The sequence below is a fragment of the Micromonospora sp. B9E7 genome (assembly GCF_039871815.1).
Lineage (GTDB): Bacteria > Actinomycetota > Actinomycetes > Mycobacteriales > Micromonosporaceae > Micromonospora.
Genome location: NZ_JBDPLX010000007.1, coordinates 1 through 22,269, shown reverse-complemented (window position 1 = coordinate 22,269; position 22,269 = coordinate 1). Strand labels below are relative to the sequence as shown.

Annotated in this window: 23 protein-coding genes; 9 read left to right on the top strand and 14 right to left on the bottom strand. The window is 68.6% G+C overall.

Annotation, left to right across the window (positions count from 1 at the left end):
* Nucleotides 1–206: 206 nt before the first annotated feature.
* The 8 genes from ABGB10_RS13325 to ABGB10_RS13290 are packed head-to-tail and all read right to left on the bottom strand — an operon-like array spanning nt 207 to nt 6,594.
* On the bottom strand, nt 207–734 hold the full coding sequence (locus ABGB10_RS13325) for a DUF6244 family protein (RefSeq protein ID WP_347661199.1): 528 nt from the start codon (nt 732–734) through the stop codon (nt 207–209).
* A gap of 49 nt (nt 735–783) precedes the next feature.
* Nucleotides 784–1,581, bottom strand: coding sequence for a nucleotidyltransferase domain-containing protein (locus tag ABGB10_RS13320; RefSeq protein WP_347661198.1), 798 nt, complete (start codon nt 1,579–1,581; stop codon nt 784–786).
* Complete coding sequence (locus ABGB10_RS13315; protein WP_347661197.1) at nt 1,578–2,258, bottom strand: hypothetical protein; 681 nt, start codon at nt 2,256–2,258, stop codon at nt 1,578–1,580. The genes ABGB10_RS13320 and ABGB10_RS13315 overlap by 4 nt, the downstream gene beginning before the upstream one ends.
* Nucleotides 2,255–3,451 carry an NUDIX domain-containing protein gene (locus ABGB10_RS13310; protein ID WP_347661196.1) on the bottom strand — a complete coding sequence of 399 codons (1,197 nt, stop codon included), beginning with the start codon at nt 3,449–3,451 and terminating at the stop codon, nt 2,255–2,257. Before ABGB10_RS13310 ends, ABGB10_RS13315 begins: the two co-directional genes overlap by 4 nt.
* Nucleotides 3,448–4,011 carry a cytidylate kinase-like family protein gene (locus tag ABGB10_RS13305; protein WP_249037694.1) on the bottom strand — a complete coding sequence of 188 codons (564 nt, stop codon included), beginning with the start codon at nt 4,009–4,011 and terminating at the stop codon, nt 3,448–3,450. Before ABGB10_RS13305 ends, ABGB10_RS13310 begins: the two co-directional genes overlap by 4 nt.
* On the bottom strand, nt 4,011–4,934 hold the full coding sequence (locus ABGB10_RS13300; RefSeq protein ID WP_347661195.1) for a hypothetical protein: 924 nt from the start codon (nt 4,932–4,934) through the stop codon (nt 4,011–4,013). The genes ABGB10_RS13305 and ABGB10_RS13300 overlap by 1 nt, the downstream gene beginning before the upstream one ends.
* A complete protein-coding gene (locus ABGB10_RS13295) occupies nt 4,931–5,734 on the bottom strand; it encodes a class I SAM-dependent methyltransferase (protein ID WP_278137295.1) in 804 nt (267 codons plus the stop codon). Before ABGB10_RS13295 ends, ABGB10_RS13300 begins: the two co-directional genes overlap by 4 nt.
* Nucleotides 5,731–6,594, bottom strand: a complete 864-nt coding sequence (locus tag ABGB10_RS13290; protein ID WP_347661194.1) for an SDR family oxidoreductase — start codon at nt 6,592–6,594, stop codon at nt 5,731–5,733. The genes ABGB10_RS13295 and ABGB10_RS13290 overlap by 4 nt, the downstream gene beginning before the upstream one ends.
* A gap of 115 nt (nt 6,595–6,709) precedes the next feature.
* On the opposite strand from ABGB10_RS13290, the gene ABGB10_RS13285 reads away from it, so the two are divergent.
* Nucleotides 6,710–8,104: a helix-turn-helix transcriptional regulator gene (locus tag ABGB10_RS13285; protein WP_347661193.1), complete on the top strand. Its 1,395-nt coding sequence runs from the start codon at nt 6,710–6,712 to the stop codon at nt 8,102–8,104.
* On the opposite strand, the gene ABGB10_RS13280 is transcribed toward ABGB10_RS13285, so the two are convergent.
* From ABGB10_RS13280 to ABGB10_RS13265, 4 genes are all read right to left on the bottom strand, one after another.
* Nucleotides 8,068–9,255 carry a prolyl oligopeptidase family serine peptidase gene (locus tag ABGB10_RS13280; protein ID WP_347661450.1) on the bottom strand — a complete coding sequence of 396 codons (1,188 nt, stop codon included), beginning with the start codon at nt 9,253–9,255 and terminating at the stop codon, nt 8,068–8,070. The two genes, ABGB10_RS13285 and ABGB10_RS13280, sit on opposite strands and share 37 nt — an antisense overlap.
* 644 nt (nt 9,256–9,899) lie before the next feature.
* On the bottom strand, nt 9,900–10,031 hold the full coding sequence (locus ABGB10_RS13275; RefSeq protein WP_347661192.1) for a hypothetical protein: 132 nt from the start codon (nt 10,029–10,031) through the stop codon (nt 9,900–9,902).
* A gap of 15 nt (nt 10,032–10,046) precedes the next feature.
* A complete protein-coding gene (locus ABGB10_RS13270) occupies nt 10,047–10,757 on the bottom strand; it encodes a creatininase family protein (RefSeq protein WP_347661191.1) in 711 nt (236 codons plus the stop codon).
* A gap of 3 nt (nt 10,758–10,760) precedes the next feature.
* Entirely contained in the window at nt 10,761–11,993 is a 1,233-nt protein-coding gene (locus tag ABGB10_RS13265) for a helix-turn-helix transcriptional regulator (protein WP_347661190.1), read from the bottom strand.
* Between the two features lie 281 nt (nt 11,994–12,274).
* Between ABGB10_RS13265 and ABGB10_RS13260 the strand changes: the two genes are divergently transcribed.
* From ABGB10_RS13260 to ABGB10_RS13235, 6 genes are all read left to right on the top strand, one after another.
* A complete protein-coding gene (locus ABGB10_RS13260; RefSeq protein WP_347661189.1) occupies nt 12,275–13,681 on the top strand; it encodes an APC family permease in 1,407 nt (468 codons plus the stop codon).
* Complete coding sequence (locus ABGB10_RS13255; protein ID WP_347661188.1) at nt 13,678–14,691, top strand: acetamidase/formamidase family protein; 1,014 nt, start codon at nt 13,678–13,680, stop codon at nt 14,689–14,691. The genes ABGB10_RS13260 and ABGB10_RS13255 overlap by 4 nt, the downstream gene beginning before the upstream one ends.
* A gap of 15 nt (nt 14,692–14,706) precedes the next feature.
* A complete protein-coding gene (locus ABGB10_RS13250) occupies nt 14,707–15,390 on the top strand; it encodes a GPP34 family phosphoprotein (RefSeq protein WP_347661187.1) in 684 nt (227 codons plus the stop codon).
* A 43-nt stretch (nt 15,391–15,433) separates the two neighbouring features.
* Entirely contained in the window at nt 15,434–16,102 is a 669-nt protein-coding gene (locus tag ABGB10_RS13245) for a GNAT family N-acetyltransferase (RefSeq protein ID WP_347661186.1), read from the top strand.
* A 538-nt stretch (nt 16,103–16,640) separates the two neighbouring features.
* Nucleotides 16,641–16,952, top strand: a complete 312-nt coding sequence (locus ABGB10_RS13240; RefSeq protein WP_347661185.1) for a hypothetical protein — start codon at nt 16,641–16,643, stop codon at nt 16,950–16,952.
* A gap of 34 nt (nt 16,953–16,986) precedes the next feature.
* Nucleotides 16,987–18,306, top strand: a complete 1,320-nt coding sequence (locus ABGB10_RS13235) for an NYN domain-containing protein (RefSeq protein WP_347661184.1) — start codon at nt 16,987–16,989, stop codon at nt 18,304–18,306.
* A 50-nt stretch (nt 18,307–18,356) separates the two neighbouring features.
* On the opposite strand, the gene ABGB10_RS13230 is transcribed toward ABGB10_RS13235, so the two are convergent.
* Nucleotides 18,357–19,817: a tyrosine-type recombinase/integrase gene (locus ABGB10_RS13230; protein ID WP_347661183.1), complete on the bottom strand. Its 1,461-nt coding sequence runs from the start codon at nt 19,815–19,817 to the stop codon at nt 18,357–18,359.
* 139 nt (nt 19,818–19,956) lie between these two features.
* Between ABGB10_RS13230 and ABGB10_RS13225 the strand changes: the two genes are divergently transcribed.
* Together ABGB10_RS13225 and ABGB10_RS13220 are read left to right on the top strand one after the other, a co-directional pair.
* Entirely contained in the window at nt 19,957–20,436 is a 480-nt protein-coding gene (locus ABGB10_RS13225) for a hypothetical protein (RefSeq protein WP_347661182.1), read from the top strand.
* A gap of 366 nt (nt 20,437–20,802) precedes the next feature.
* Nucleotides 20,803–21,423 (top strand): hypothetical protein, encoded by a 621-nt coding sequence (locus ABGB10_RS13220; RefSeq protein WP_347661181.1) that lies wholly within the window; start codon nt 20,803–20,805, stop codon nt 21,421–21,423.
* A gap of 68 nt (nt 21,424–21,491) precedes the next feature.
* Here the strand turns inward: ABGB10_RS13220 and ABGB10_RS13215 are convergent, their stop codons facing one another.
* The gene (locus ABGB10_RS13215; RefSeq protein WP_347661180.1) at nt 21,492–21,848 is read right to left on the bottom strand and encodes a DNA-binding protein; all 357 of its coding nucleotides are present in this window, start codon (nt 21,846–21,848) and stop codon (nt 21,492–21,494) included.
* Nucleotides 21,849–22,269: the final 421 nt, after the last annotated feature.

Sequence of the window (22,269 nt, the reverse complement as noted above, 5' to 3'; positions counted from 1 at the left end):
ACGCCGCTCCCGTGGCTTCTCGTTTGCGGAGATCCGGGTTCGACGTCCGGTAGGCGACCCACCGCCGACGCCGGTGGGACGCCTGGTCCACGGGGTTGCTGCGTCAGGGTCCGTGGAGACAGTTCTGCCCAGGGTGGGGGCCGTCGGGGATGGGCTGCCGGTGGTATGAGGGGCGGGGCTGGCCGGTGGATGACCGCCAGCCCCCGTCAGTTTCCCGACGACCCCAACTGCCGGGCCTGCACGATCGCCCCTTCGATGGCCTGCCGGGCCCCGCCGGTGCGCTGAACGACCAGCACCAGGACCTGCTTGATGGCCTCCAGGGCCTGCAACAGCGGCCCGGGCTGCCCACCCTGCAGGACCACGGCGACGAGCTGCTGCGCCTCCCCGACTCCGGTGATAGCCCCGGCCGCCGCGTCACGAGCAGCGTCCACGGCGGTCAGCACAGGCGCCAGCCCGGCGATCGTCTCCTGCGGGGTGGCCTCGTTCGGCACGGCCGCGGTCGCCTTCGCCGCCTCACCGATCGACCCGGCAAGACTTCCCAGGGCACCCTGGATGCCCGTGATCGCGTTACGCACCCGCGCCACACCCGCCGCCACGGCGACGAAGCCGGCGCCCGCAGCCCGCAACGCCACCTCCTGCGCCTGACTGTCGGCGGCGGCTGCCAACCCCTGCGCGCGTTCGACCCCGGTCATCAACGCGCGGAACTCACCGGTGATCTTCTCGATGTGCGACACGTGGCCGGCATCCCCAATCGATGACAGTAGAAGTGCTCGACAGCTGAAACTACCTGGCGTTCCTAGAGGGCCCACCGTCCCGTGTCAGCCCGTCGCCGGTAACGGTGTCGACGAGGTCGAGGAGGCGGTGGGCCGCGTTGATCGCGGGGCGCATGGCCTCGGCGGCGGCTTGGTCGACACGTTCGTCGAGGATCTGCCGCAGCGTGACGATCTCGACGCCGGATGGAAACCCCAAGTGTCGAGTGATGGCGACATGGCGCTGTCGGTCGCCACGGGCGAGATATTTCGCGGCCAACTGCACCAGGAGCAGGATGCTCGCCGGGTGATTCGCGTCGGCACCGGTGGAGTCCGGGGTGCGGTGCTGATCCAGCAGCGGCATGAACGCCAAGCCGGTGCGCGGTGGTGGTGTTTCGCGATACAGCAGGAGCCGACCGTCGGTGGGTATGGCGGCGGTGATGGCGGGCCACAAGTAGAGATCGATCAGAACGGGTAAGGCGGCCAGCTCGACGCACACGGTCACGTAACCGCCACCGGCGGGGGCATTGCGGGGCTTACCTCTGGTGAACAGCAGCCGGCCGGGCAAATGCAGGCCGGCAACCGGATCGTCGAGCACGCTCTGGGGTGTGGTGTCGTCAACGGCCACGACGAGGTCGACGTCGCTGTACGGGTCAGCGCTGCCTCGTCCGAGAGATCCCACTAGCCACGCCGCCCCCACAGATTTCCGCTGGTGCAGCACGTCGACAGTGGCAGCGAGCCAGGCCGTACGGGCTTCAACTACGGCTGCCAGCAGTGCGGCCGCTCGCCGCCCTCGTGGCGGTGGGACGTTGGCGGGCACGCGTTGGCTCATGCCCTGCGGTCCCGTCCGTGTGCGGGCACTGCTGCCCCTACGTCCGCACGACTGTTCATGATCGTCTGGAGGCAGAGTGACTCGATGACCGCCACGCAGTTGGATTCGGCCGACATGGAAACGTCAAGTCGTTGCGTTGGCAGGCCCGGCCAGTCGCCAGAGGTATGCATCTCTGTGGCGAATGCTTGCAAATACCTTAGGTAACCGGGCGTCACGGTCTGAGACGACGTGAGGCGTGGCAAGGCCGTCTGGAGCGCCTCCTCGCCCTCCCCGAGTTCGATCGAAACGCACGGCTGGACGTCGGTGAGTGCTCGGACCGAGGCTGCCAGGTGTTCCCGAAGAGGTTCGAATTCGGTGTGTCGGGCGTGGGCGTGGGCGGATGCGTAGACGGTCTTCGGCCCGCGATCAACCAGGCGCACTCGGTCTTGTGCGACGCTCAGATCGCGGAGATCATCGAGACGATCAATCATCGCCCCGATGAGCGCCTCTGCAACGTCCATACCTGGGGTACTGACGACCCAGGAAGCGAACTGTTCCGGCGCGGCGATCGTGGGGAGGTAACGCCACAGTGGGCTGGAGACGACTGCTTCAATGCCACTGCTGTTGAGGGCGGTGGCAAGGTGTCTGATCAGAGTCGTCTTCCCGCTACCATCGATCCCGTCGACGAAAATGATCATAGGGATGCCGACTCTTCGAGCATGCTCCTCACGGCCACAAGCGCACCTGGCACCCGTGCGGCGAGCAGTTCGGCCTGCGCTACGTCGTCTGCGCCTGCACGGCGGTAGGCGTCGTAGTCTCCAAGGAGCGATCTGAGCTCGGCGCCCGGCCAGTCGCGCAGCGCCTCGACCACCTCGGGAAGCCGCAGGCCGACCTCTGGCGCTCGATGTGCCACAAGCAGTCGACCGGCGCTCGACAGCACCGACAACACTCGGCGTGCGGTGTCCTCGCGCTCCGATTCTGTGTGGTGGCTGGCGGCCAGACGGGCGACGGCGAACTCGTGCAGTACGCCAACATCACCAGCGAGATCGGTCAGTTCTGTGGTGGCGGCCGGCGTAGCTGCGGTGGCACCTGCGATCACGGCGGTGTCGAGCCCTACGCGACGCAGCACCGCCCGCATCTTCATGTCGTCGAGCGGACCGAGGCGACGAGCGTCGCCCCCGTGGCTGTCGGCGAGGTGCAGCGACGCTCGAGAACCGTGGCGTCGGGCCGCTTCACTGACGATCTCGTGGAGCGACGTGGCGGCGGCCGACGTGGGGGGCAGGTTCCAAGCGATGAAGTCGACGTCGCTCCAGCCCTCGATGAAGTCTCCTCGTGCGGCGGATCCGCACAGCCCCACCCCGGCATCCGGATGTCCGGCGATGACGGCCTCGGCATCTGCCGCCACTTGGTTGACCAGGTAACTGAGCTTTCGGCTGAACGGCAGGGGATGAGCGGCACGCCAGGTGATGACGGCAAGGGCGTGATCCAGCACCTGCTGGAACTGGGGATGGCTGGCGGCCTGCCGGGCGGCGGAAGCCTCGAGCCAGCGGGCCTGGACGAAGCCTTCGTCCCGGGCCGGCGTCGTGGTGGTGGTGGACGTCGAGAAGAGGAACCAGTCGACGATCTTCGCCGCTGGCGTGCCGTCGTTGTCGGTGAACGTGTAAGCCTCCTGCCCGAGATACGCGCTGTAGTGCGTGTCGGTGAGGCCGGCTTCCTCGGCCACCTCCCTCCTGGCTGCCTGAAGTGGCGCCTCGCCCGGCTCCAGTCGGCCTTTCGGCGCGACGGTCTGTCGTTCACCGGTCTTTCGGACCTGATCGAGGAGCAGGACTTGTGGAGAGCTGAGGTCGTCGGTCGCGACGACGGCACCGGCGGAGGCGTATCGACGAGTCATGGCTGGATGCCTCCTGGGGCTGTCTGCATGGTCTGGAACGCGTCGCGGAGACGAGCCCTGAAGCTGATGATGTTGGCAGTGTTGTCGACCCAGTGATCGGTAATTGCGCGCCAGGCCGGAAGCTGTTCGTGGACGCGTTTCCGCTCGTCTTTGCGTCGGATGATGCGTCGGGCCTCGTCGGCGGTCAGCCCTCGGGCCTGCGCGAGGCGTCTGACGCGGATGAGTTCTGGAGCGGTGATGAAGATAATCGAGCATGGTGCCGGCCACGTTCGCTTCACAGTCATAGCCAAAGCGGCATCGATGAAGCTCTCGACTGCCAAGGGGGCCTCGCCGCGGTCGGTTAGTACGAGGAGTTTCGAGACGAACTCGTCGTACCCGAAGCCTTCCCGCGTCTCCACGCCCTCGTGGTAGGCCTGCCGGCCTGAGGTGAGTTGCACGAGGACCGTCCTGATCTTGACGCGGCGGGCGCCGAGGGCGGCCAGGTACTCGCCCGCGCTCGACTTTCCAGCCTCGCTGGTGCCGGCGAGGAGGAGCATCGGTGGCGCGGCCGGCTGCCGCATCACGAATCTCCTCTTGTCCGACGGATCACCGCGGCAACACTGGTGGGCAAATCGTCTGGCTTGCCGATGCCGACGCGGATGACCGGTACAGCGGCAAGTGCGTCGAGCGCCTTCTCCGCCAAGTTGAATGCGGGAAGACTGCGGCTGATGGTGACCTCGTCAGTCGAGGAGAAGATCGAGACGTGGTCAAGAGTCGGGTCGCGTAGCTTCGCCTCGTGGTCGGTCACCGCCGCGCGCAGCAGATCCCGGGCTGCGGGAGTAGGCGTCTCGCGCAGTTCACCCGCCGCAAGACCCTGATCCGGAATGACGATGAGGCTCAGCGGCAGCAGGCGGTGTCCGGCAGTGGTGGGGGTGGGAAGATCCACCGCGTAGAGGAGCCGTTCGGTGGCGTGAGGTGCCAGCAGCGACGCCATGTCGGCGCGTACGTGCCAGGGCAGGGTGGGCATCGGCACCACGCAGGGCTGACGGCAGGGGAAAGCGGTGAAGGCGAACTCGTCGACCAGGAGGCTGCCTCCGTGAGCGGCGACGCCCAGCGCGAGTGATGTCTTGCCCTGCCCGCGTCCGCCGTCCAGCACCGCTATGGCCGACCGTCCGCCGTCTATGGTCACCGCACTCCCGTGCAGGAGCGTCAGCTCGCCGTCCCCCATGACGGCCAAGGAGCGTGCCGCGGCCTGGAGCACTCCGATCTCCAACGTGGGTGGATCGCCAGCCAGCTCTGCGGCTAGTTCCAGGAGGACCTCACCTCTACTGACGTCGACGGTCAGCCGGGTTCGGTGCCCATCACGTACCTGCATGACCTGCCCGGCCGGCATGGTCGGCAGTTCCGTGTCAGCGAGTCGGGCGACGAACCGCCGCAGGCAGCGTGGTGCCGACTCAGCGATCCGGATCTCCAGCGCGTGGTTGCCGACTCTCAACAAGCTCATGACCGCTCCCCGGGCTTGCGGAGGACGAGCCACATCGAGTACCGGCGGTGTCTGCCGCGTACCGGGAGCGCGGGGGCCGACAGGACACCCTCCTCCGATGTCACGGTCGCGTACTGCCGGATCCCGCATGTCGCCGCGAGGAGGTACAGCTCGTGGGCGGTGGTGAGGTGGGCGTAGCCGGGTGCCGCTCCGCTGGTCTTGTTGGCGAGGTAGATGATGTCGCGCGCTGGCAGGGGCCGCGAGCCGGTGCGGCGCTGCCCCCGCCATCGCGCGGCGCGGGCGGCCAGGTCCAGCAGATTGGCGATACGGACAAGCCCGAGCCGGCCGGCGTAGTGCCAGTTGAACGTCTCTACCAGGACGGTGCCTCCCGGGGCGCACACCCGCCACATCTCGTGCAGGGCTTCCACACGTTCTGCCTCGGTTGCCAGCGCGTTGAAGGAGAAGCGGAGGCACCACACCTGGTCGAAAGTGTCCGCTGGTAGTGGCAGGGCGTTCATGCTGCCGTGCACGAAGGTGCCGTTCGGGCACGCGGCCCGGGCAACTGCCAGAGCCACCTCGTTGATGTCGACGCCGACGATGTCGCCGCCCAATACGGTTATCGCTTGGGTGACGCGACCGGCACCGCATCCCACATCGAGGATTCGCGCCCCCGCACCGAGCCGGTGATAGAGCGCCTCCTCGCAGGGGCGCAGTGGTGCTGTGTTGTAGAACGACGTCTCGCCCGCGTAGTGGACCTGGTTCAGGGCGCGGATCATGGCTGCGTAGTCGATCTCGGCGATGCCGCCGTGGGTAGTCGTCATCGCAGTCCCAGTCCTCCGTCGACGTGCAGCGTGCTGCCGGTGATGTACGACGCCTTCGGCGACAGCAGGAACGTGATCGCGTCCGCCACCTCTTCCGGTTCACCGCAGCGCCCGAGGAGGCAGCGGTGACCGGCGGCGGCCTTGTCGGGGGTCATCTGGGTGGCGATCGCACCCGGCACGACCGTGTTGACGCGGATGCCTCGACCGGCCAACTGCCGAGCAGTGACCCGGGTGAGGGCCTCCACGCCGCCTTTGGCGACCGCGTACCCGAGTCGCTCCGGGTGCCCGTAGTGGGCGTTCACGGAACTGACGTTGACGATGGCGGCAGGAAGGGCGGCATACGCAACGAACTCACGGATCACCAGGAAAGCCGAGCTCAGGTTGACCGCGAGCATCCGTTCCCACTCGGCTACGTCCGCATCGATGATCGAGGTGCGCTCCACCGCTCCCGCGCAGTTCACCAGCCCACCCACCGAACCCGGCTTGACGTGATCGGCGAAGAACGACCGCACCTGCTGCTCATCCGCGACATCGACGTCGTGCCAGGAAGGGCCCTGGTCTCCGCGCGGAACGTCCGCGGGCACGTGAATATCCAACCCGTACACATGAAGGGCCCTGCTCATGGTCGCCCGCACGATGGCGAGCCCGATACCCCTCCCGGCACTCGTCACGATCAGGGCGGATGGAACGACTTCGTGCTCCACTGGCACCTCCCAGGTTCGTGAACAACCAGAGGGCGGATCTGACGAGTGATCGCGCCCCTCCTCCTCACACTCACCCTCAGCGTCGCTGTCGTGAATGGCGAGCATGCGGACGAAGGGTTTGTCCGCATGCGGCGCGCCGAACAGGCCGACGGTCATGCGGCGTAGTTAAGGGCGATCCTGGTTGCGCCGCGCTGAACACTGAGTGACCCTATGTACGCGATGTCCACGCTGCTCAATGCCGTCGGCGGCGAGCAGCCCGAAAGGCGGTGTCATGGGCCAGACCCCGCGGGAGCTCGAGCCATCCCTGTCCGAGCGCCACTTCTTCGGCGCCGAACTGCGCCGACTGCGCGAACGCGCGAACCTCTCGCAGGCGCGGCTCGGCATCATGATCCGCTTTAGTGCCGATCTCGTACGTCGTGTGGAGACAGCCGATCGGTTCCCCTCCCGGGAGTTCGTCGAGGCCTGCGACAAGGCGCTGGTGACCGGCGGCTCTCTGATGCGCCTGCTACCGCTGCTCGACAAGAACCGGACCAGCGACGGCAAGCCGAGCGCCCCCTCACCGGCCGACGGCGGCCTCAGCAGCGCGCTGTCCAATCGCCCGACAGGAACGTTGGGGCTGGCCGAGATGGTCGCTCGGGTTCCGTTCCAACCCGGTGTCCTCGATCGCGCCGCCCTTGACTGGCTGAACGCTGCGGCGGGACCCCGGCCGCCCGCGGCCGGACGGCCCGGCTCGCCTGACCAGATTGACGAAGAGGATCTTCATTCGGCGGAGACCGCTCTGGCGATGTTCCGGCAGTTGGACCACACCCACGGTGCTGGACGAGTTCACGCGCAGGTGCAGCGGTACGTCGAAGGCGAGCTGAACCGACTGTTGGCGAATACTCCAACGTCTACGGCGGTTGGTCGCCAGCTCTACACGCTGGCGGCGGGGTTCTTCGAACTCTGCGGGTACCAGGCGGTCGACACTGGCGCCCACGGCCTCGCCCAGCGCCGGTACCTTCGCGCTCTACGTCTGACGGAAGCTGCCGACGACCGCCTGTACGGCAGCTACCTGCTCGCCGTGAACATCGGCCATCTCGCGCTGCACTGCGGGCACCCCGAGCCGGCACGCAGAATGGCGCTCACGGCGGTGAGAGGGAGCGAGACCCGGGCGACGCCCGCTGTGGCAGCCGCACTGCACGCGGTGGTGGCGCGCACGCACGCCCGCCTCGGACGCGAAGGCGACTGCCTGACCCAGCTTGACATCGTGGAGACGCAACTAGCCCGCAGCAAGCCCGAGGACGAGCCGGCGTGGATCCGGTACTTCGACGCGGCGTACCTCGCCGACGAGATCGCCCACTGCTTCCACGACCTGGGCCGACCGCAGCACACTCAACGGCACGCGGGCGACGCTCTCGCCGCGCTGAGCCCCACCCATGTCCGGCGACTCGCCATCGACACCGCGCTCATGGCCTCGTCGCTGGCCGCCGCCGGCCGCATCGACGAAGCCTGCGCCACCGCGCGCGAGGCAGTCGACTTCGCGGCACGAACCACCTCGCACCGCTGCCTGCAGCGCATCGTCGAGGTACAGGCTGACCTCGAGTCCTATCGGGGTGAGCCCGAGGTCCGCGAGTTCGGCGAGTACGTGCGTCACCGACTACCGCTGGCGGCTGTGCAACCCGGTTGATCGTTGGCCGCACCCGCCATCACCGAGCGATAGTGAGCCAGCTCCGCCTCCAGCGCCGCGCCTGCTCGACGGGACGACGCCACATAGTGGCCGACATCAGGAAGAAGCAACACCTCGGGCGCCATGCCGAGAGACGTCAACTCGTCGGCGAGGTCGCGGACATCCTCGACCACGGCCACCTCGTCGCCGGTGCCGTGAATGAGCAGCACCGGCCATTGAACCGTGGCGGCACGGACCGGGCCGGCGCCCCCGCGCAGCCGCATCGCGTGCGCCCGCTGGAACCGGGGCACCGTCAGCGCCCACCGCTCAGGATCGACGATTGCCGACACCGCGGTGGCGGCGGCGAACGGGCCTTCCTGTGACACCGCGTGCAACGCGCTGTAGCCGCCGGCGCTGGCACCGCGGATGAACACCTGCCCCGGCACCGCCCGCCCGGTGGACAGCAGGTGCACCGCCACCGCCGCGCAGTCATCGACGTCGTCCAGGCCCCACCGGCCGTACAGCGATTCCCGGAACACGCGGCCGTACCCGGTGCTACCCAGGTAGTCGACATCAACGACGGCGAACCCGCGACTGGTGAAGAACTGCGCCTGCCAATCCAGGCGAAGCAGGCAGGAGGCGGTAGGCCCGGGATGCGCCCGAACGATCACCGGCGCCCGCCAGTCCGCCGCCGAGCCCGTCGGCGGGTACACCAGGGCAAGCACCTTCCGACCGCTGGCCACTCGGACGCGCAGCTCCGTCGGCGTCGAAACGCACGCCCCGTCGAGCGCGGCGTACTCCGACCTGGCAAGCACCTCCACCTGGGGGGCAGCGTCAGCCAGGTTTACGAGCGAGACCTGCGGGGCTGCGGTCGGTGACGATCCGATCAACGCCACGGTCGTCCCTTGCACGGCGAGGTACGGCTTGATCGACGTGTACGGGAGGTCGACCGCGCGGACAGTGCCGTCGGGCTCGACGACGACGAGGCGGTGCCGCGGCCCTTCCTGCACCGCCACAACGATCCGACCGTCGTCGAGGAAGCCATACGACGTGTAACCCAATTCCCACGGCTCCGCGGCGCACTCACCCGCGATCGGCGCCACCGCCTCCGCCTGGAGGCCGTTCCACCGGTAGAGGTTCCACCAGCCATTGCGGTCCGACACGAAGTACAACGCCCCGCCGGGTCCCCACTGCGGCTCCAGCGCAGACTCATCCGGACCGCCGGCGAGCCTTACTGGGTCCTCGGCCCCACCGTGCGGTGAGTAGGCGGCGGCCCACACCTCACACGCGTCCCAGGGCATGTCGTGCTCGCTCCAAGCGGTCCAGGCCAACGAGCCCGGACCTGGCCGAGGCGCGCCGAGGAACCCCCGGGACGAGACGAGAGTTCGCATCTGCGGAGCACCGGTGAGCGACACCGCGACGAGTTGGTCACCCTGCTCCGACTCCCGCACAGCCAGCAACTCGCCGTCGCCGATCGTCAGGTCACCGAAGCATCCATGGCTGACCAATTCGAGTTCATCGCCGTGACGACGGCTCCGATAGAGGCCATCTCCGCCGACGCACCACAACGTCCCCTCGACGACAGCGAACGATCCGCCCCCATACGCGTGCACGCCGCTGGCGACATCGAAGCCCTTCGGACTGACATCATGCTTGCCCTCGCCGGACCGCCACCGTGTCACCGTCGTACCCCCGCCGGCGTCGGGGCGAGTCTCCAGCCAGTACAGGCCGTCATCACCGGTACGCAGCTGGTCATAACTCACGGAGGCGCGGACGGCGTCGTCCACCGACACTTCAGCGATCCTGTCGCCCAGCCTCACAGGTCCTCCTCGAACAACTCCCACGCGGGCCGGACGACGGCGGGCTCGTCAACCGGTCGCCGGGACACCGGCGCGGCCACCGGCAGGGCTCGGTCTTCCGGGCCGGCGTATGTGCTTTCGTCCAGCATCATTCCTGATCATGCCTAGGGTCTCGGCAGGAGGCCGTAGTGGTCGGCGAAGGAGCGAACAAGGTCTTCGAGTACGGCTTTGCCCTTGGCCGCGGTGCCGTGGGACGGCAGACCAATGACGCCGTTGGTGGTGTAACCACTCATGCCCCTCGTGAGGAGGTGACGTCGATCGTCCGCTAGGTGGTCTGCATGCTGGAAGCCATCACGCACCACTTCCGGCGCAACGTGCAGAAGCAGCGAAACCTCGAGCTCGCCGGCGTGCATGTCCTGGTGGGCTGTGCTGTGCAGGCCGGCGGCAACTCGAGCGTCGTCCCAATCGGCCCGAGCGGGGAACAGGGTCATCCTCGGTCCGGCGACGTTGGCTTCCTGAACGATGTTGGCAAGCGCGTAGTTCCCGCCGTGTCCGTTGATCACAGCGAGCCGGTCGACACCCGATTCACGCAGGGAGTCAGCGATGTCAACGACCACGGCGGCGAGGGTGGTGGCGCTGATACTGACCGTTCCACGCCACGCGGCGTGCTCGTGGGAGCAGGAGATCGTCACGGGCGGCAGCAGAAAGAGGCCGTAGCGCTCGGCGACTGCCTTCGCAATCGCGCATGCCACGATAGTGTCCGTCAGCAGCGGGAGGTGGGCGCCATGCTGTTCGAAACTCCCGACTGGGAGGACCGCGACGGACGCTGCTCGGTCGGACTCGTCGGTGCTCGTCGCCGTGGTGATGAGATCCACGGGCTAATGGTTGCACGCTTCGAGGGTCGCCCGCCGATAGGCGAGCACGAAGGCCGCCGCCTCGGGAATGGCTGTCTGCTGGCGCAGGGCCACCGCCGTCGGGTTCAACCAGCGCAGAGCCCGCGCGGAGGAGGTGCCAGTGGCCAAGGCCAAGGCGTTGGCGGCCTCGGTGGCCGCGCGCTCGACGTCGCCACTGTTGAGATAGGCGGTGGACAGGGCCGATCGCCAAAGGGCCTCGTCGACGCGCCACTGAGCTGGCCAGTGGCGCAGGAGTTGCTCGTAGAGATCGGCAGCAGCCGCCGGTTGGCCGAGGAGCAGACGGCATTGCGCTTCGTGGGCAGCCACGTACACCGTGTCGCAGTGGACGCCGACATCGATCGGCAGTTCCGAGCCCCAGTCGGCGCTGCCGGCGGCCCTGTGCGCCTTGTCGATGCTGGCTGCACAGGCGTTCTGGTCACCTCCCATCGCGTAGGCCTGGGCTTGGCGGATCAGGAGTAGAGCGCGGATACGGCCTGGTAGCCGGACCTCCTCCAGCGCCCGCTGCGCCAAGGCGATGGCCTTACGCGGATCGAAGCGTTCGAGGGCGCGTTGGCTCTGCCTCATCAGGACGTAGCTGGCGAGCGCCGGCGCGTTGGCTTCGACGGCCTGCTGCTGGGCACGTCGCAACCAGGCGTCAGCCTCGGCGGCGTCGCCCTGCTCGTCGATCCAGCTGAGAAACTCCGCCCATAGTGCCTGCGCGATGAGTACGTCTCGGCGATCGCCTGAACGGCTCCGCCGCCCGACCGCGGCCGCGATGCTGATCTGTGCATGGGCGGTGGACGCCATCCCGGCGTATCCGGTGCGGTTTCCGGCAATGGCCAGACCGGCGAGCTGCTCGTGCCACGAGCGGAGCAGGTAGGGCCTGTCGGGATGATCGATGGAGGCCCGGAGTTGGCCCTCCGCACCGTCGACCAAGCGGTAGCCGACGCTGGTGAGGCGACGCCCACTCTCGAGGTCTGATAGAAAGCGGACCAGCTCACCACCCGTCTGCAGTGCGCCCTCACACGACTCGACGAAGCGGGCGGACGGCCAACGTTCGGCCTTCTCCACCTTGCCGACGAGGTCCCCACTGACGTGCACCAGCCTGCCTAGAGCGCGCTGGGACAGACCGCGGCACTCGCGCCACTGCCGAAGCGCGGCCCCGAATCCATGCAGCGCCGATCGGTGCGGGGTCAGCCGTCGTGGAGTTTGCGCCACCGGTACTCCTGAGTGCTGTCTGTCCGTCACTGCCGCATCCGGAAGGTCTGACCGTACGTGGTCGAACGCTACGCGGACAGTTGCATGCGGACAACACCGTGTGTCCGCATCAACGCTATCGACTCATCTGTCTCGGTGAGCAAATCTCGTTGCTGAGATACCCGTCGGCTTGCTGGTCGAAATCATTAGCAGCGGTTCAGGTTCGACGAAGCAGTTGCCTTCGCTGACGAGTCAGCTGCGAGTCGCGAGATTGGCTAGGACGCAAACATTTGAGGAGTGTGATGAGTTTTCAGAACGACCTCTCCCGATATGGATATCGACAGGAACTGAGCCGCCAACTTCGGTTTCGGGACTTGGTCGCGTATGGGTTGGTGTACATGGTGCCGATCGCGCCGATGGCGATCTTCGGCAGCGTGTACGCCGGCTCCGGCGGGATGGTGGCACTGGCGTACGCGGTCGGTGTGGTGGCGCTGGTGTTCACCGCGTTCTCGTACGCACAGATGGTCAAGGCGTTCCCCATGAGCGGCAGCGTCTACAACTACGCCGGCCGTGGCATCAGCGCGCCGGTCGGGTTCCTGGCCGGCTGGGTGATCCTGCTCGACTACGTTCTCGTGCCGGGTCTGCTGTACCTGGTGGCGTCGGTGGCGATGCACGCCACCGTCCCGGCGCTGCCGGTGTGGTTGTGGCTGCTTGGGTTCGTCGCGGTCAACACGGTCGTCAACTCGGTCGGGATCCGGATGACCGCGGTGGTGACCCGGGTGATGCTGGTCGGCGAGTTGATCGTCCTAGCGGTCTTCCTCGCTGTCGCCGGTTGGGCTCTTGCCTCGGGCAGGGGCCGGTTCAGTTGGGACGCCTTCTACAACGCCGACACGTTCACCTGGTCCCTCGTGGCGGGCGCCGTGTCGATCGCGGTGTTGTCCTTCCTCGGCTTCGACGGGATCAGCATGCTGGCCGAGGAGACCAAGGGCGGTTCCCGGCAGATCGGCCGCGCCATGGCCGCCGTCCTGGTCTTGGCGGGGGTGCTGTTCATCGCCCAGACCTGGCTGGCTGCGATGCTCGTCCCCGAGCCGGCCTCGCTGCTCAGTGACGGGGATCCGAACGGCACCGCCTTCTACGACGCCGCGCAGGTGGCTGGCGGAGGGTGGCTGGCGACGTTGTGCGCGGTAGCGACCGCGATCGCGTGGGGCCTGCCGAACTCGATGGTCGCGCAGGTCGCCACCTCACGCCTGCTGTACGCGATGGCCCGGGACCGACAACTGCCCGCCTTCTTGGCCAAGGTGTCGATCCGCCGCAACGTGCCGATCAACGCCACCCTGCTCACCGGCGCCGTGTCCCTGGTGCTCGGCCTGTACATGGCCACCCGCGCCGACGGGATCACACTGTTGTCGTCGCTGATCAACTTCGGGGCGATGGTCGCCTTCCTCGTGCTGCACGTCTCCGTGGTCGTGCACCACCTCATCCGCCAGCGCAGCGGCAACTGGTGGGCGCACCTGGTCATGCCCGGTATCGGGTTCGCGATCCTCGCCTACGTGGTGGTCAACGCCAATATCGCCGCGCAGCGCCTCGGCCTGGCCTGGCTCGCCCTCGGCATGGTCGTTCTCGCCGGCCTGTACCTGGTCGGCCGCCGGCCCGCGCTGTCGGGTTTGGCGCCCGCGCAGCCGCAGGCCCGTCACGTGGAACGGGTGTGACCGGCATGGACACGATCACTTACCGTCCGGCTCGCGATGAGTTGGCCTACACCTTCGGTGGCCGGATGCCGGTGGCCCACGTCCGCTCCGGCGACGTGCTGCGGGTGTTCACGGAGGACTGCTTCGGCGGTCTCGTGCGCGGGCCGGCGGATTTGCCGTCGCGGGTGTGCCGGATGCCGTACCTGAACCCGGTGTCGGGACCGTTCTTCGTCGAGGACGCTGAGCCCGGCGACACCCTCGCGATCTACCTCGCTGCCATCGAACCCGCCCGGGACTGGGGAGTCTCGTCGACGTTCCCGCACTTCGGAGCACTCACTTCGACCTCGCACACCGCTACGCTGCAGCCGCCGCTGGAGGAGCGGGTGTGGGTGTACGACATCGACCGGCAGGCCGGGACGATCCGCTTCCACGCCACGGGCAGCGACCACAGCGTCGACCTGCCGCTGGATCCGATGATCGGCACGATCGGGGTCGCGCCCGGCGGGTTCGAGGCCCGCTCCACGATCGTCCCCGACTCCCATGGAGGGAACCTGGACAGCCCGGAGCTGCGCGCCGGGGCCACCCTGTACCTGGGGGTGAACGTGCACGGGGCGATGCTCGCCCTCGGCGACGGGCACGCCCGCCAGGGCGAGGGTGAGGCCTGCGGGGTCGGGGTGGAGATCGCCACGACCACCACCCTGATCATCGAGGTCATCAAGGGCGTCCCGACGGTGTGGCCCCGCCTGGAGACAGACACGTCGATCATGTCCGTTGGTTGCGCCCGTCCCCTGGAAGACGCGTACCGGGTCGCGCACCGCGACCTGGTCGGCTGGGTGGGTGACCTCACCGGCCTGGAGCAGCTCGACGCCTACCAGCTGGTGTCGCAGGCGGGGCGGGCGCCGATCGGCAACGTCTGCGACCCGAACTACACGGTCCTCGCCGCCGTCGACAAGTTGCTGCTTCCGCAGCCGCAGGCCGCCTACGGCGGGATGCACGCCCGCCTCCGACAGCACGCCGGCGGGCCGCGGTAGAGGGGACTGGACCAAATGACCTCCTCGATCCCCCAGTTGCCGTTGCGCGACGAGTTGTTCCTGCTCGGTCACGACGACGACACCGGTCAGCCGCACATTCACCGCCGGGCCCTCGCCCTTGGCCTGGCTGGTGCGGTTCTTATCGACCTGTTCCTCGCCGGGCGGATCGCTCTCGACACCACGGACGACACCCCATCGGGCGAGGAACAGCGTCTCTGGCTGCACCTGGACCGCCCGGTCGGGGACCTGATCGCCGACACCGCCCTGGCCTCCATCCGCTACGCCCACCCGACCCCGCCCCTGCGGGGGTGGCTGCGCGGGTTCGCCGACGATCTGTACGACCGCACCCGCGCCGGCCTGCACGCCGGCGGGATCCTGCGCCACGACGTGCGCCGCCGCCTCGGCGGGCTCGCCCGCACAGACCGCTACCTGCCCGCCGACCTGAAGTGGCCGGTCGTCGCCCGCGCCCGGCTGCACTACATCGCCACCGGCCGTGACCAGCCCGACAACCACACCGCCGCCCTCGGCGGCCTCGTCGCGACCCTCGGCCTGACCAACCACCTGTACCTCGCCGACGACATCGCCGCCCTCACCGTGCAGCTACGCACCATCGCCGCGCAGCACCACCGGCAGGTACGCGACATTACCGCCGCGGTTGACGCCGCCGTCGGTGACCTCGCCACCGCCACCTATCGGTGAACCCGCACCATCCCACCCGATCCGCTGCCCTTGGAGACATCTCATGGACGTCATTCCGCGTATCCGTGCCGCCCGGTGGGCGGACAAGGAACCGGTCGCCGCGATCGTCGCCGACGCCCTGCATTCCGGCCCGCTCGCCCAGTGGCTGGTGCCCGACCTGACCTGCCGGCGCCGGATCCTCACCGACGTGGCGGTCATCTGGGTGGAACACGCCATGTTCTTCGGCGACATCCAGATCACCGACGACCTGAGCGCCGCCGCGATCGGGTTCCACCGCTACCGCAGCATCCCGCCACCGTCGAACTACCGCAGCCGACTGGCCGACGCCGCCGGCCCGCACGCACGGCAGTTCGAACTCCTCGACCAACTACTCACCCAGGTCCGACCCACCGAACCTCACTACCACCTGGCAATTCTCGCCATCCTTCCCGCCGCCCAGCGGCGCGGGATCGGCAAGGCGATGCTCACCCACCACGAGAGCCGCCTCGACCGCATCGATCTGCCCTCGTGGACCGAAACCACGCCCTACACCCAGCACGTGTACCGCCGGCACGGCTACCTCCCGAGACCCGCGCTCACCCTGCCCGACGGGCCGGTCATCGCCCCGATGCGCCGCAACCCTCACCCGGCTCGCGCATCCTGGCCCGTGAACACCGCCAAGCCGGCGACCGTCACCGCGCCGACGCTCGCCCAGCCCGACACGCAGCGCTAGGCCGGGTGCAGACGCCCAGGTCCAGGTCACAGCCCCCACCGATCGTCCCGCCTCGCTGCCCGCCAGCTGCGCTGGGCCCACCTCGGGGCGTACAAGCCGGTCGCCCGCCCGTAGAGGCACGGCAGCGGCGACCGACGTGGCCGGCGACGACAGTCCCCCGCTGTCGCCGCCGGCCACACCCTCCGCCATGTGCGCAGCCCTCGGTCGTGACCGCCTGCGCCACTCCAGCGGCGCTACCCACACCCACCACCCAAGCACGAGCAACAGGAAGGAACGCCGATGTCGACGCGGACGCCAGTCCTCGCCGCGTGGACACCCGCCTTGTCGCTGATGTCGTCGCCGGGAGGATCGAGCACGCCGCCGTTGACGGCCTGCACTGAGCGTTCCGGGACGCGGCCCGCAGCCATGGCCTGTCGCCGGCGACGGGCGAGGCATGGGTCTCGCGGGCCCGCGTGACCGGCACAGACCAACACATCACCTGGAGGGCGTCTCCCGGCAGATCACCGGCCCGATGATGGCCATGGCCCAGCGTCTGCACATGGCCCAGCGCCACACCGCCGACAACACGCCCGGGCGTGCCATCGACGTCCTGCACAGCGGGCTCCTGCACATCGACCCCACCAGCGGCAGGCTCGCCCTGGACACCGTCACCCGCCACGGCTACCGGCCGCAGACCCCGATCCGTCTCCCCGACGGCCCGACCCTGCTCGGCATGCACCGACCCGCCGGCAGCGCCGACGCTGGCCCACCAACCCCATCCACGCTGGTACGCGGCCGGTTCCACCCGCTGCCCCATCACCTGCGGTCACCACCCGATAGGCCTACTGCCACTCCGGCAGCACGAGCGTGATCCCGTCCTTGCGCTGCGTTGGTAGGTTGCGCTTGTGAATCGCGTTCGGGCGGCGCTGTACCTCGACTTCGACAATGTTTTTAGCGGCCTCTACAAGCTGGACCCGGATGTGGCAGTCCACTTCGCCGAGGATCCAGGGGGATGGCTGCGCCGGTTGGCGACGACGGCCACGACGGACGGCGAGCGGCGCTGGCTGGTCCTACGCTGCTACCTCAACCCCGCAGGCTGGGTGTACCGGCCAGACGCGGGCGAGGAGCAGCCCAGGTTGTACTTCTCGAAGTTCCGGCCCTTCTTCGTCCGCGCCGGGTTCGACGTGATCGACTGCCCGCGCTACAGCAGCACGAAGAACGCAGCCGACATCAGAATCGTCGTGGACGCGGTCGACGCGCTGTCCGTCGACACCCGGTACGACGAGTTCGTGATCGCGTCCGGCGACTCCGACATGACCCCGCTGCTACAACGCCTGCGCCGCGCCGACCGGCGAACCATGATCGTGTCACCGGCCGACGCGGCCGAGGCATTCACCGCCATCGCCGACCAGGTTCTCGATAGCCAGCACCTGCTGGCATTGGCGCAGGGCGAGTCGGTCGACCTCGACGACGAGACCGGCAGCGAGGTGGAGGACGGGTACGACGATCATGTGGCCGCTGCCGACGGTGTGAATCCTGCCGCTGGTCAGAGTGAGGCGTACGAGGCCTTCCGGTCCATCCTGACCCAGGAGTACGCCACGGCGACCGCGCCATTGAACATGGCCTCGCTCGCTTCCCGGCTGCGGACACAGCTCGGCCCGTCCGTCAGCGGCAGCAACTGGTTCGGCTTCGGCAGTTTCGCCCGCGCCGTGGGGAGCCTGGCATTGCCGAACCTGCGGACGTCGCAGCACCTGCTCTGGGACACCAGCCGGCATCCGGCCCCGCCGACCGCCATCGCACCGCCGCGGGTCGCTCTACCGGATCCCGTCGAACGCCTGGTCGATCAGCTCGACCTGCCGCGAATGCCGCAACACTGGTGGCCGGCGCTCTACCGGGCACTCGCCGAATACGCCCAATCCCAGCGGTTCAACCTGACCCAGTGCACCGGCTGGGTCCGTGACAATCTGCATGAACAGGGGCTGCCGGTCAGCCGCAACGCTGTCGGGTTCATCGTGCGGGGCGCCTCATACGGAGGGTGCCCGTTGCACCGCCAGCCCGCACCGACAGCCGAGGAGATGGCCGCAGCGTTTGTCGGCAACGTCCTCAGCCGCGCCGACGCAGCCGAGATCACATTCTCCGACGAGGACATCGCGACGGTCCGCGCCTGGCTGGGAGCACGGCCTGACAGTGCGGAGCGGGCAGGCCGGACGGACGGCCCTTCGTAGCCACTGGTACCGCGCGGCACGCGTCGGCCATCGACCACGCGGGACGTCCCTCAAGCGGTCTTCGGGCGGCGCCGATCGATCGTGTTGGCCACCGCGTCGGCGGCACTGCGGTGTAGTTCCTTGGTGACGCTCTGGTAGGTGTCGCGGGTGAGGGTTGTGGTGGAGTGGCCGAGTTGTTCGGCGAGGACCTTGATGTCTACGCCGGCGTCGAGGGCGACGGTGGCGGCGCTGTGGCGGAGGTCGTGCAGCCGGATCGGGGGCAGCCCGCCCTGGCGGACGAGTCTGCGGAAGCGTTGGGTGACGGCGTTCGGGTGCCACGGGCGGCCGTCGGGACGGACGAAGAACAGGCCGGTGTCGGGCCAGCTGCTACCGGCGGCAAGCTGCCAGGCGGCGCGGCGGGCCTTGTAGGCGGTGAGGACCTTGACGGTTTCGGCGTCGAGTACCAGGTCGCGGATGCCGGCTCTGCTCTTGGGCGGCTTCTGCACCGCGGTGTAGCCGTGGGTAGCGATCTGGTTGTTGATCGTCGTCTCGCGGCGGTGGAGGCGGACCTCGCTGTCGCGTAGCCCGCACGCCTCACCGCGGCGGGGCCCGCGGTAGGCCATGTAGTGCCACATTGGGTACAGGGCGGGGGCATGTTCGGCTGCGTAGTCGAGGAACCGCACGATCTGCGTGTCGGTCCACACCATGACGGGGCCGGGGACCTTCCCGGTGGCCTTCCACCGCTGCACCCGTTCGTCCTCCCACACGAGGGGCAGCGGCCGGTTGCCGGGAGTCTTGACCAGGGCTGCGGGGTTGGAGCCGACGATGAGTTCGTCGGCGAGAGCGTCGTTGATCGCCTTGCGTAGGCAGGCGCGGATGCGTTGGCGGGTCGAGGGTCCGGTCGGGCGGACGCCTACGACCGTGGCGCGGGCGCCGGGATCGGTGCTGGCCTTCGCGGCCCGGATCTCCTCGTTGCGGCGTTCGATGGCGGTGAACATGGCGCGGATATGACCGGTGCGCAGCTTGTCCAAGGGGATCTGGCCGAGGTGCGGGATGAGGTGTACCCGCACTATCGACTCGTACCCGCGGATGGTGTTGGCGTCGATGGTGAGGTCGCTGAGCCACTGGGTGAGGTACTCGGCCACGGTTGGCATCTGTCCGAGTGGGCCGTCGCCGCGCAGCCGCTGGCGCACGCCGTCGATGTTGGGAAGGACGCCGCCTGCGCGGACCGTGGTTTGGAGCAGGTCGGCGATCTCGGTACGGCGGCGGCGGTCATGCCCGGCCAGCGCGAGGAGCGCGCGGGCGTGGTCGAGTTCGGCGGCGGCGTCGCGTCGGCTGTCCAGCCCGGCGCGGCGTAGTTGCCGGCGGCGGCCGTCGCCGGTGGCGGGGAGTTCGAGTTGGTAGGCCCAGTGGCCGTGTTGCGAACTCCAGGCCCGGTTCGGGCGGCGTAGTTTCGGGCAGGCGTTGCCGAGGGGCTTGCCGGTGTCGGGGTGGCGGCAGCCGCAGCGTTTGAAGATGCTTCCGTCTGGCATGGCTGGTGGTGCTCCCGTTCGTGAAGGGGTGGGGCATCGGTTTTGTCGATCGACATCCACGCGTGATCGGGGGGCGTGATCAAGTCGCGGCGGGCCCAGTCCGGCGAGGGGAATTCGCGCGCGCCGGAACCCTGTGGCGGTGAAATTCGGGTGCGCGCCGCTGACGGTGCTGGGATCCTGGCCGGTTCGCTTGATTTCGGGTCATGGAGGATGGGCAATGGTGGCGGATGAGCTGGTGGGGTATCGGGTACGGCGCCCACAACTGCGTGCGGCGGCGGCACAGTTGATGGCGGCGGTACTCAGCAACCTCGCCGCTGACGACAGGGCCCCGGTGTTCGCGACCGTTCCTGACTTCGGCGAGTGGCACCGCCACGGGCAGGAGTCGTTCGTAGCGATCCGCCGCGGGGCCTGGCAGATGCCGGGCCGGGTCGCCGACTACCAGTTCCTGGACACCTTCGCCGAGATGACGGCGGTACGCGCCGTCGTGGCCGCCGATGAGGTGCTGCGCGAGCGGGTGGATTGCCTTGTCGGGGTGGAGTTCGCCCTCACGCTCCGGCAATTGGGGTGGACGCTGGTACAGCGCATCCTGGAACCCATGGTTGCCGCCGGTCGGAGCTAACGGTTCGACCAGGACGCCTTCGACGCCGCGTACAGCCGGCTGGAGGATGGACTGCTGGTCACGCGGGCGCGGCTGGTCGAGGTGGTTCCGCTCAACGCCTTCACTCCCACCGCGGGCATCGAGGCGGTCACCTTGCCAGACGGCCTGGTGCTGCAAGCGATGAGCGACCGGCAGATGAGCGCCGCGATCGGGTACCACGCAGTTCCTGTCACCTTCGCCGGCGGCCCGAACTCGGTGACCGTGTCGCGGTTCCACCAGTGGGCCCTTACCCGCTGCACCTCGTATCCGGTGTGCTCGTCCACTGACGTACCCGCCCACCCAACAGCGCCGGAGTTTCCCTCGCTGGTCGAGCCGGCCAGCCGCCTCGTGACCGCGCTGCGGTTGGTGTGCGGCGGGTCCGTCACAGCGACTCGGGCGATCCGCTGCCAGCCCGACGACGACTTTCCCCTGGGTCTCGGACCGACGGCGTTACTGTCGGCGCTGCCCACCTTCGACGAGGAGCGACCGACGATCCTTGGGCGAGAGCAGGTTGAGGCGGTGCGCGAGGTGTACGGCCTCCTCGCGCGTCCCGTGGTTCGGGAGAACCGGGGTCTGCAGACCGCCCTGCGCCGGCTGGTCCTGGCGGGGGCCGACCGGGTGCCGGCCGACCGGCTCATCGACCTGATCGTCTGCGCCGAAGTGCTGTTCATCAAACTTCCGGGCCTGCCAGCGGATCGTTGGAAGCAGGACAAGGTCGTTGACGGAGCGTTCGCACTCTTGGCGGACGATCCTGTCCTGCAGGCGCCGCCCGAGCGGCTCGAGGCTCTCCTGCGTCTGGGATACCGGCTCCGCAACGACGAGATGCACGGCGACGACCCGAGCGGTCGGGAGCTGCGCACGCTCACCGGTCAGCCGACAGATGACCTGTCAGCCGTCGTGGATGACATCGAGCGGGTGTTGCGCCGTGCCCTGGTTCGGCTCCTATCCGACAGCGTCGTGGAGCAGTAGTGGGCGCGATTGCACCGGCACGACTTACGGAGCCGTGCCGGTGCACAGCGCGTACTACCGGGCGGAGGTCACGACGGAGGGCTGCAGTCCGTGGTGGCCCTGTCCCCGCCCGCCTCATCGGCACCCGCCCTGTCGGGGCCATCAACTGTCGATACCGGTGAGGACTCGAGGTGCAGTTTGCGCAGGATCGGGGCGGTCGGTACGCGGTAGTGCGCGCCGGCCCGGAACAGGGGCACCGGGAAGGCGGCGCGGGCGGCCAGCTTGTAGGCCGCCGAGCGGGAGATGCCGAGGATGGCGGCGGCGGTGGCGAGGTCCGTGGTCGCCCCGAGCGCCAGGATGCGCTCGGTGGTCCAGGTACAGGGGGCACCATCGCTGCCTGGGTCGGCGGCGGTGGCGGGGGTGCGGGTTCGTCGTGCTGATCGCATGGGCTTGGCTCCTACTCGGAGAATCGCAGTCACCAGTTGCAGGGATGGGGTCCTGGGTTTCAGATGAGGGCTCGCTCTTCGCAGCCGCCTGCCATCGAAATGGCGTTGCGCTCTCAAAGGTGAGGCTGTGGAGGCAAACGGCCGCCCCAGATCGGGGTCGGTGGCGTGGCCTGGGTCGAGGCCCGTGAGCCACTCCACGTACGGCGGCGCGCGGACGGGTCCGCAGTGCCGGCCGGTCTGCCTGGTTCCGGCGTGGGCCGGATGAGCAGCAGCTCCCAGCGGGCATCCGAGGGCCTAGGCAGTGTCTTCAAAGGTTCACAACCATTGGAGTAGCGCGGCGATAGTGACTGTGGCCTGGAACGAGGTCGCGGTCTTGTCGTAACGGGTCGCGACGCTGCGGCACTGCTTGAGCCGGTTGAAG

What these genes read in the sequence shown, in the direction of transcription:
- ABGB10_RS13320 (WP_347661198.1), bottom strand. Translation starts at nt 1,581, where the DNA reads ATGAGCCAACGCGTGCCCGCCAACGTCCCACCGCCACGAGGGCGGCGA.
- ABGB10_RS13315 (WP_347661197.1), bottom strand. Translation starts at nt 2,258, where the DNA reads ATGATCATTTTCGTCGACGGGATCGATGGTAGCGGGAAGACGACTCTG.
- ABGB10_RS13310 (WP_347661196.1), bottom strand. Translation starts at nt 3,451, where the DNA reads ATGACTCGTCGATACGCCTCCGCCGGTGCCGTCGTCGCGACCGACGAC.
- ABGB10_RS13305 (WP_249037694.1), bottom strand. Translation starts at nt 4,011, where the DNA reads ATGCGGCAGCCGGCCGCGCCACCGATGCTCCTCCTCGCCGGCACCAGC.
- ABGB10_RS13300 (WP_347661195.1), bottom strand. Translation starts at nt 4,934, where the DNA reads ATGAGCTTGTTGAGAGTCGGCAACCACGCGCTGGAGATCCGGATCGCT.
- ABGB10_RS13295 (WP_278137295.1), bottom strand. Translation starts at nt 5,734, where the DNA reads ATGACGACTACCCACGGCGGCATCGCCGAGATCGACTACGCAGCCATG.
- ABGB10_RS13290 (WP_347661194.1), bottom strand. Translation starts at nt 6,594, where the DNA reads ATGACCGTCGGCCTGTTCGGCGCGCCGCATGCGGACAAACCCTTCGTC.
- ABGB10_RS13285 (WP_347661193.1), top strand. Translation starts at nt 6,710, where the DNA reads ATGGGCCAGACCCCGCGGGAGCTCGAGCCATCCCTGTCCGAGCGCCAC.
- ABGB10_RS13275 (WP_347661192.1), bottom strand. Translation starts at nt 10,031, where the DNA reads ATGCTGGACGAAAGCACATACGCCGGCCCGGAAGACCGAGCCCTGCCG.
- ABGB10_RS13260 (WP_347661189.1), top strand. Translation starts at nt 12,275, where the DNA reads ATGAGTTTTCAGAACGACCTCTCCCGATATGGATATCGACAGGAACTG.
- ABGB10_RS13250 (WP_347661187.1), top strand. Translation starts at nt 14,707, where the DNA reads ATGACCTCCTCGATCCCCCAGTTGCCGTTGCGCGACGAGTTGTTCCTG.
- ABGB10_RS13245 (WP_347661186.1), top strand. Translation starts at nt 15,434, where the DNA reads ATGGACGTCATTCCGCGTATCCGTGCCGCCCGGTGGGCGGACAAGGAA.
- ABGB10_RS13240 (WP_347661185.1), top strand. Translation starts at nt 16,641, where the DNA reads ATGGCCCAGCGCCACACCGCCGACAACACGCCCGGGCGTGCCATCGAC.
- ABGB10_RS13230 (WP_347661183.1), bottom strand. Translation starts at nt 19,817, where the DNA reads ATGCCAGACGGAAGCATCTTCAAACGCTGCGGCTGCCGCCACCCCGAC.
- ABGB10_RS13215 (WP_347661180.1), bottom strand. Translation starts at nt 21,848, where the DNA reads ATGCGATCAGCACGACGAACCCGCACCCCCGCCACCGCCGCCGACCCA.